The organism is Nostoc sp. CHAB 5715 (assembly GCF_020829685.1).
In the GTDB taxonomy this organism is placed as follows: Bacteria; Cyanobacteriota; Cyanobacteriia; order Cyanobacteriales; family Nostocaceae; genus Nostoc.
On the sequence record NZ_JAIVFR010000424.1, the window covers coordinates 1 to 6,108 of the forward strand.

General features: G+C 37.8%; 5 protein-coding genes and 1 pseudogene. 1 reads left to right on the top strand and 5 read right to left on the bottom strand.

Features of this window, described 5'->3' with window-relative positions:
• The first annotated feature begins 141 nt into the window (after positions 1-141).
• Positions 142-744 (top strand): capsule assembly Wzi family protein, encoded by a 603-nt coding sequence (locus LC574_RS22000; RefSeq protein WP_229455628.1) that lies wholly within the window; start codon positions 142-144, stop codon positions 742-744.
• Positions 745-772: 28 nt separating this feature from the next.
• Here LC574_RS22000 and hpsP read toward each other — a convergent pair whose 3' ends face one another.
• The 5 genes and pseudogenes from hpsP to LC574_RS22025 all read right to left on the bottom strand — a co-directional run.
• On the bottom strand, positions 773-1,951 hold the full coding sequence (gene hpsP / locus LC574_RS22005; RefSeq protein WP_229455634.1) for a hormogonium polysaccharide biosynthesis glycosyltransferase HpsP: 1,179 nt from the start codon (positions 1,949-1,951) through the stop codon (positions 773-775).
• A gap of 60 nt (positions 1,952-2,011) precedes the next feature.
• Positions 2,012-3,259 carry a hormogonium polysaccharide biosynthesis glycosyltransferase HpsO gene (gene hpsO, locus LC574_RS22010; protein ID WP_229455630.1) on the bottom strand — a complete coding sequence of 416 codons (1,248 nt, stop codon included), beginning with the start codon at positions 3,257-3,259 and terminating at the stop codon, positions 2,012-2,014.
• A gap of 83 nt (positions 3,260-3,342) precedes the next feature.
• Positions 3,343-4,323: a hormogonium polysaccharide biosynthesis glycosyltransferase HpsN gene (gene hpsN / locus LC574_RS22015; RefSeq protein WP_229455631.1), complete on the bottom strand. Its 981-nt coding sequence runs from the start codon at positions 4,321-4,323 to the stop codon at positions 3,343-3,345.
• A gap of 395 nt (positions 4,324-4,718) precedes the next feature.
• Positions 4,719-5,876, bottom strand: coding sequence for a glycosyltransferase family 4 protein (locus LC574_RS22020; RefSeq protein WP_229455632.1), 1,158 nt, complete (start codon positions 5,874-5,876; stop codon positions 4,719-4,721).
• A gap of 11 nt (positions 5,877-5,887) precedes the next feature.
• Positions 5,888-6,108, bottom strand: a pseudogene (locus tag LC574_RS22025) (hypothetical protein); the annotation flags it as partial.

The following is a 6,108-nucleotide window of genomic DNA, read 5'->3' on the forward strand; positions in this document are numbered from 1 at the left end:
TTCCGATCTAGGTATATTGTGTTTTGGAAAAGATATTCTATTTGATAATAATAATAAACTTAAAATTATTAATTTGCATGCCGATTCAAGCATCTGTAAAAAAGTAAACGGAGTCTTTAATAAATACCATCTGATACCAACTTGAAAACAACCAATCTATATAAACTAACGTTTTTTTCTTTCCTGTTTTTCCTTTCTGCCTTTATAGAATCGAGAGGCCAGAATATCTTTTCCAAAACACAATATACCCTTCAGTCAAATCTCATATTCTCAACGGATAAATACACTCCTTTCTGGCTTTCTGCCAATCAATATGGCGAAGTACCTGATAAATCGGGCTTTATTTCCTTTCGAGGATCAGCACACAAAGAATACGATACGCTGTATCACACTTCCAATCTTAAGATGAAAAAGTTTGGATACGGATATGGATTAAGAGCCGTTGTAAACGCAGGAAAAGTAAATCAGGCACTACTGTCTGAAGGATATATTAAGGTTCGTTATGGTGCATTGGAACTTTACGGGGGAAGAAAAAGGGAAGTTTTCGGATTGGTAGACACCCTGATGTCGTCTGGTTCCTTCATATGGTCAGGCAATGCACTCCCATTGCCTAAAATCCAGATTTCGATTCCAAATTATACGCCGATATTAGCTAAAGGATTAATTTCCATCAAAGGATCATTTGCTCACGGCTGGTTTGGCAGCACTCTTGGATATAGGGATGGGGGAGGTAAAAATTATTGACTAAAGTACAGCTGTTGTCTGCGTTGGGTTAAATTAAATTGTTTGCCAAAATTTTTTGGTAAGCTTGGATTGTTTGCCTAGCGATCGCATCCCAGCTAAAATTTTCCAATGCATATTTTTGGGCGTTTAATCCGCGTCGTTGGCGTTCTGCGGGATTTTGCAAAGCTTCTTGCAGTAACTCTAACAGTTCTTGAACATCTGTTGCACCCACCCAACCCGACTCACTATCACGTATCTGTTGACAAATATGTACTTGGTCAGAAATTACTACGGGTACACCTGCTACCATTGCTTCAGCTACAGCAATCCCAAAATTTTCGTAGTAAGAAGGCAAGACAAATAAATCAGCAGCTTGTAGTAAACTAACTTTTAATTCACCACTAACAAAGCCAGTAATTGTAGTGTGCGATCGCAATGGTGAATTTTGAATTTGGGATATTATCTTTTTTTCGTAATCTGGATCTTGGGGATTCGTCCCAGCTAAGACAAAATGAAACTTATAACCAACAGTTAACAGCTTCTCTAGCGTCGGAATCAACAAATTTAACCCCTTTTTCGGGTCAATTCGTGACATAAACAATACTAAAGGTACATCCTCTGGTATTTCTAACTGACTATATACATTTTTAAGGGGCGATTGAGGGGGAATCACACCCAACGGAATCACCAAATCTGGCGTAGAGACTCCAAATCGTTCTGATATTTTAGCTTCTTGATCGCTGGTGAAATGAATTGCTGCTGCACCAGCTAAATTTTGACGCTCTATAATTGCGACATAAAGCTGTTTTAATTGTTTTTTCTTCTGTAAATCAGCCGGATCAAGAGTACCTAAAGGACGGAAAATATAAGGTAGCTTTTGCTGACGGCACACAATAGCAGCAGCACTACTTATGGGAGAGAATAGAGCATGAATATGTGCTATGTCAAACTCATGAGCATGACGTTTTAGCCAGTTTAATAAATCTACGGAAAACTTGTAGCGACGAAATGGGGCGCAACGAAAGTAAATTATTTCATAACCATCTTGTTTAATTGGGCGATTTAAAGGAACATCCAAAGGTATTTGACCATTATCACCATTACTATCAGTTGTGATAATTGTAACTTCCACTCCCTCTTTTACCAAAGCTGGAGTTAGCCCTAGTACCATTTGACTGGGGCCGCCGTAAATCAGAGAAATTGAGGGAACAATTTGTAATATTTTCATTTGATTGTCATTTGTCATTTGTCATTTGTCCTTTGTATTCACTTAGGACTTACGCAAACTCTACGATTCTTGGCGTTCTTGGCGTTCTTGGCGGTTCGATAAATTAAGCTTTTTAGCACTTTTTGCGTAAGTCCTATCACTAATGACTAAATCTTGATAAAATTCTAATTGCTGTTTAGCCAAAGCTTTATTTGTATATTTAATAATTGCTTTTTGATAACCCATTTCACCCAGAGTGTGAGCAAAATCTGGTTTATCCATTAATTGAACTAAGCAATTAGCAAGGGCTTGAACATCACCTTCAGGAAATACTAAACCAGCATCGCCAATTACATAAGGAATTTCACCAGAATCAGAACCAATCACAGGTACTTGGCAAGCCATCGCCTCAATTAGCACATGACCGAATTGTTCTTTCCAGCCAACAGAAGTTAAGGTTTTAAACTTGTAAGTTGTTTCTGAAGGCAGTACTAAAGTACTCATTAAGTTGATATAATTTGCAACTTCGTTATGAGGAACACTTTCTACTAAAATTAATCGTTCTTGAATATTGTTTTCTGCCGCGATTTTGATTAATTGACTTTGCAACTCTCCTCGTCCCAGCAGCAGTAATTTCCAAGGTTTCTTTTTCAAAGTTATTAAGGCTTGCAAAAGCGTTAACAAACCTTTTTCTTGCACAAATCGCCCAACAAAACCTACAATAAAATCTTCTTTTTTAATATCCAACTTAGCTGCTAACTCTGGTTGAGCTTTGGGAGTAAATAAACTTTCATCTACACCCAGTTGCGGCATGACTTTAATTGCCCCTTTATATCCCCGTTGCCGCAAAACTTCTGCTCCATCTTGATTGCCAGAAATAATGCCGTGGCTGTGATTGAGGTTATATGTTTCTAATAAAGCAACTGGTAATTTTAGATGATATGGTAAATTCCACCAGGTAAAAAATACATTTTTCGCCTTCAGTCCTAATAGCTGATTTAAGGTAATCATCTGAGTATAAGCTAGTCCCCTAGACCCTTGTTCCACTTGGATGATTTGGGGACGAAATTCTTTTAACAAAGATATCAAATCAGCACCAAAGGTAAGGAGTCCCTGATGATTTTGACTGAAATTAGAAACGGGAACTATTCTAAATTTGCCTTCATCACGGTATTCAGTTTTAATAATTCTGTTTTGCACACCGCCTGGTTTCCAACGCTTTGGAACTACAACTGTCACTTCAATATCGGGTTCTAGTTGAGATAAAGCACGTAGTTTTTCACAGTTTAGGTCTACGATATAAGTGTGACTAGCAACTAAAATTTTCATTTTTCATTTATTCTTTGTTATTCACTAATGACTAATGACTAATACTTCGGCTTCGCTCAGTACAAGTGACTAATGACTAATGCCTAAACCAGTTCATCCAATCGGCTGTAAATTTGACCATCGTTCCATAGTGATTGAATGACAGTACCCAAGGCTTTGAAAAAACCCAAAGTGTAGAAAATAGCGCGAGTGGCAATTTTGATGGGGGAACCGCTTTTGTGACAAGGTGGGCGTCCGAGAACGTGACAGTCAAATAAACGGGCGTATAAGCGTAAAGCTTGAGTAGCAGTAAGGTTTTTCAGCCCTAGTAGGAAATGGTTGTGATAAAAGGTGAGTTGATATTTGAGCGATCGCATACTAATATCATGACAACCCCCTGTTTCTTCACCTAAATGCACCAAATGGGCCTCTGGGTCGTACCAAATCTTATACCCCGTCTGTCGCACCCGCAAACAAAAATCTGACTCTTCCCGCACAGCACTACCGCCAAACCTCTCATCAAACCTCAGTCCGTACTTAGTAAAAATTTCGCGGCGAAATGACATATTGCAACCCCTCGCTGTCAGTACTTGCTGAGGTTTGATGGTATGTACTAAATCAATATGATACCAAGCAATTCCTGGATCCATAGCTTGGGGAGGCAGATATTCAATCTGTAAATCTCCTCCAGAATCACCCAATTTCATTCTGTCAAATACCCGTCCGGCTACAGCCCCCACTTCTGGATTTTGCAAATAATTTTTCGCATGGGCTGTTAACAATTCTGGGGTTAGCTGAACATCATCATCAATAAATAATATTATTTCACCAGATGACCGCCGCACAGCATAATTTCGCGCTCCTGGCAAACTTGCCCAATCTAAGCGCAACCACTTAATTTTACCAGCCTCCGCCATCTCTTCTAGATAGGCTTGAATTTCTGGCTGGTGTTTTGCGGTTTGGTCTACCACTAAAACCTCAAAATTTGGATAGTCTTGTTTCAAAACATCTACAATGCTATCCCGTAGGGCTTCCTCTCGACCATAGGTCGGGATAACCACAGTAATTAATGGCCAATTATCCATGATTTTTATTAAGTGATTTTTCTACTTTGATAATAATCTGATAAAACTTAATTTTAATTTACTTCACTAAGCTACTATTGCCTTAAAACAATTCGCTTTTTCGCCCATTCGCAATGGGCTTCGCCCCGCTACGAAGAGAGCAATTACGTTTTGTGACGGGGATTTAGATTTAGGCGTTCAATTCGCGCTGCTTGATAGAAGCTCTTTACTTAAACCCCCAAACTTTGTTAATTTAAATTCAATCAATAGCCGAAGGACTGCTTAAAATTGTCTTTCTTTAACTAGTTCCGTGGGTTTAAGTCCCCCGGTTCAATAAAAAAGCAAGTTTTGTGTTGGGGTTAAATCCCCATTACAAAACAAAATTTACGAATTACGAATTACGAATTACGAATTATTTATACTCCTGCCGCTGCTGCATAAAGATCATCAAATAACTCATTTTGCTTTTCAGAGTTATGCACAATTTGCGCTTGAGCTAACGCTCCTGCACTTAAAAATTCGTAATGTTCTCGCTTATCACTTCTATCAAGAAATTGAATTATTTGTTGCAATGCTTGCTCTGCCAAATAATCATAAGTGCTGTTTAAAATTTCCCAATATTCATTAGTTTTAGTTTTTTCTTCATACAGCCAATTGCTCCAGTGCCTCATTTCATTAATTGGTAACTTTAAAATATAGCCATTTTCGCCGTGACGAATAAACTCGGGTAAAGCGCATACATTTGTTGTAATTGCAGGAGTTGCAACTGAAAAACCCTCGATGATACTATAGCCGTAAGTATCATGTAATGTCGCCATTAATTGAAAATGACTTTGCGATAATAACTCAATAACTTTGTCATTAGGAATATTTTTATGAAAAACAACGTTATTTAAATCCAATAACTTTAAATCCTCTACATATTTGGTTTCATCGGGAAAATCTGTCGGGACTCCTGAACCATGCCCCAGTTCTGAAATTATATGTACAGTAATAGGTAAACCTAATTTTTCAGCTTTTTTAGCAAGTCTTAAAGCAACAATCCCACCTTTGCGGGCAATGTGATTTCCTATAAATATAAGCTGGAGGTTTTGCTGTTGTTGATAAAGTTTCGATTCGTTAACCCTTACTGGAAAGCTTGGATGGATTACATCCAACTTCTTACTTATTGTTTCTTTTATCTTCCAACCTTCTATCCGCTTAATTAATCTCAATTTGGCATAATCTGAGATAGCTATAAGTTTTTGGCAATTTCCTAGCGCTAATCGCTCATTTAACAATTCATAAATTGCAGCTTCACCTTGATTTTGAGGATTTCTATATAAAAAACGATGATCCTCAAAAGTGAGAAACCAAGGTTTGTTTGTATATAAAATTTTGTTGAAACAATGAATAGCTTGGTATCTTCCCCATACAGGTTGGCAGGGAAAAAAGCTGCCTAAAGGATACCAAATTTTTTCTATAGGATATCTGCCTGCGGGGAAAGGCTTGGGGCGGATGAGTATATGCCGAGAATTTCGAGGTAAGTTTGGAATGCTGAGGTGTTTTTGACCTACTATGATAACTTTTGCCATTTTTTTTCAATTTAAATTGTTTTTAGACGTTTTTTCTTATTCTTTTGCTGAGGGTTAGCATCTTCTATATCTTGTTTCTCTAGTTCTGGCAATTTAAAAAGAACTCCCGCAAAAAACCAATAATAGACAGCAACCGGATCAACATCCAAAGGATAGTAATAGGTGTTGTAGCTAATAAACAATATAAACACCCACAAAGCTGCTCCGTAACTGCGGAAATTCTCGGCATATA

Coding starts and splice junctions, on each gene's coding strand:
- hpsP (WP_229455634.1), bottom strand. CDS start 1,951: ATGAAAATATTACAAATTGTTCCCTCAATTTCTCTGATTTACGGCGGC.
- LC574_RS22020 (WP_229455632.1), bottom strand. CDS start 5,876: ATGGCAAAAGTTATCATAGTAGGTCAAAAACACCTCAGCATTCCAAAC.
- hpsN (WP_229455631.1), bottom strand. CDS start 4,323: ATGGATAATTGGCCATTAATTACTGTGGTTATCCCGACCTATGGTCGA.
- hpsO (WP_229455630.1), bottom strand. CDS start 3,259: ATGAAAATTTTAGTTGCTAGTCACACTTATATCGTAGACCTAAACTGT.